Source organism: Actinoplanes sp. NPDC026670 (assembly GCF_040638175.1).
Classification (GTDB): Bacteria; Actinomycetota; Actinomycetes; order Mycobacteriales; family Micromonosporaceae; genus Actinoplanes.
On the sequence record NZ_JBEZXU010000163.1, the window covers coordinates 1 to 2,267 of the forward strand.

A 2,267-nucleotide genomic window follows, 5' to 3' on the forward strand; every position below is an offset into this window, starting at 1 on the left:
ACCCACTAACCACCCACCTAACACCCACCAAACACCCACCCAACACAAACACCAAAAAAAACCTGTCGTTTATCGGATCAGTGTTCGAACACTGATCCGATCACCGGTTCGTTGGCGATCCGAACGACGATCTGACGCCATCAGTGCGCCCTGCGTACCGCCGATCACCGACGGCGGTGATGCCAACCAGCGCGGGGAAGGGTCCGGGTTGGGTCGGGGCCGCGCGGTTGTTGGTGATCGGCCGCCAACGGCGCCCGGCAGGCTGGCCGCCAGCCCTCGGCGCGGGCACCCGCCGGTGATCCACCAGCCTCGGCGGGTAGGGGCGGGTCGGATCTCTGCCGGTAAAGGGCCGCGAAACGCGCGGGTAGGGCAGCTCACGCGCTGACGAGTTTCCACACTCGCCGTACCCGGTGGCCTGCGTTTTTCGGCGACGGCTGAACCAACGACCCCGAACCCAGGCGACAGAAAACTCTCCCCGGGGCCACGAGGGACACCGGGATCGACCGTGAGGATCAGCCGATGATCGGTACGGTCACGCCCGGGATCACCAGGGGCACAGGCGGACCTGACCCCGGCTCGGTTCGTTGAGCAGTCCATGACGGATCAGTCGCACCACCTGGTGGCCAACCCGCAGCGGTACTTCGAGGCGTTGGGGCGGGTCATGTCCTCTCTGCGGGACACCTGCGCGCTCAACGGCGCTACCAACCTCGACTGGTGGCAAGGCAAGGGTGGGCGAACATGGGAGATCGAGTGGCAGGGCGGCCCGTTCCCGGCCGAGGTCGCCGCGAAGCTGCTGGGCGTACCGGAACCCGGCGCTGCCGACGGCGCGATCGAGACGGCTGTGCAGGACCTGATCGCCCCGGGTCCGGACAACTCCGGCCGCGCGCATCTGGTCGTGCTCGACGTGCCGGTGAACCTGCGCGCCATCGACCCGATCGGCGCCAGCCAGGTCTGGGCGACGCTCACGCGGTGACGACCAGGAGGCCGCTCAGTCGGGCAGCCGCGCGTCGGGTTCCTGGTCGCCCCGGCCGGTCGTAGGTGTTGGTAACGGCGAGCCGGTGCCGGCCGGGGTGCCCCCGGGGTGATGTCCGTGGGGAACATGGTGGGAGACCCCAGGAGTGCCAGCCCCCTTTTTCTCCCCCCGAAGCCGCACGGCCCCACCGAACTGGTCACCACGACACGGGACCCGACCACGGCGATCAGGCTCACGATCGGCCAGGTGACACGGGCGCGGATCAGCCAGGGCATCGAGCCGGCCGGGCTGGGGAACGTGCGAACCCACAAGACCTGCGAACCGGGGCGGGGGAGCCCGGATCAGGGGCCGGCGGTCGGGCGGCACCGTCGACGGTAGTCACGCGCGCCGAATCTCAGAATGACACCGCGAGGGGTGCCCTGAACTGCGCCGGAACCGCAACTCGGCCTGCCATGCGGTCGAGGTGGTGTCGGGTGTGAACGTGCAGACGACAAAACGCGCGCGCGAAGCGGTGGGGGCGGCAGCTGGCCGCGCGGACCAGCCACCCTCACATCCGTTCCCAGAATCCTCACCTCGTGGTGACAGCGGCGAGTCTCAGTCCAGGCCCGCGCGGCGCCGGTACCACAAGCCGGCCAGGAACGCCGCCAGCACGCCGCACACGGCCGAGCCGACTCCACCGGCGAGCCGCACCGCACCGGATCCGGTCCAGGAGGCGAGCAGCGCCAACGTGGCCACTACCGCGCACACCACGGCGGTCGCCATCATCCGCCGCCCCGTTGCCGCCGTTGTCGCCTGGGTGGTCTGTCGTGGCACCAGCAGCGCCCGCTCGTCGAGCGGGTCCGGTTCGACCTGGTAGCCGGCTCGCTCCAGAATCGCCCGGTAACGGGCCGTAGTCTCCGGCACGCCGACGGTGTCGCAGTAGGTGACGATGAACGGCTCTGGCCCGTCCTGGCTGGCGTTGGCGCCCTCGACCGCGAAGCCGTCCAGGTGCCGCTCGTCGAAATCCCGCAGCCCGGCTTGGCGCAGCACCTTACGCAGCTTCTCCGCGTCGCGGTCACGTGACGACCACAGCGGCCGCCCGCCCCGGCCGTAGCCGTACCGCGGGTGCTCGGCATCCGTGGCGGTCACCGAGAACCGCCCGGGTGTCGGTCAGGGGCCGCCGATACGCGAGTTCCGCGAGCCGCCCACGCCCACGCGCATCGTCACGGACCGGGAGCACGGTCTGCTGACGGCGTCGTTCGCGGTGCAGGGGCAGCCGACGGCGAGCGTCTTCCTGGACGAGGGCGCCGGTGGC

At 70.3% G+C, this 2,267-nt stretch carries 2 protein-coding genes; one reads left to right on the forward strand and one right to left on the reverse strand.

Annotation, left to right across the window (positions count from 1 at the left end):
* Nucleotides 1-595 precede the first annotated feature (595 nt).
* A complete protein-coding gene (locus AB0E94_RS52715; protein WP_357097980.1) occupies nt 596-973 on the forward strand; it encodes a hypothetical protein in 378 nt (125 codons plus the stop codon).
* Nucleotides 974-1,567: 594 nt separating this feature from the next.
* Here the strand turns inward: AB0E94_RS52715 and AB0E94_RS52720 are convergent.
* On the reverse strand, nt 1,568-2,101 hold the full coding sequence (locus tag AB0E94_RS52720; RefSeq protein WP_357097984.1) for a hypothetical protein: 534 nt from the start codon (nt 2,099-2,101) through the stop codon (nt 1,568-1,570).
* Nucleotides 2,102-2,267 lie beyond the last annotated feature (166 nt).

Excerpts from the sequence above, each read along its gene's own strand:
- AB0E94_RS52715 (WP_357097980.1), top strand. The coding sequence starts at position 596 with ATGACGGATCAGTCGCACCACCTGGTGGCCAACCCGCAGCGGTACTTC.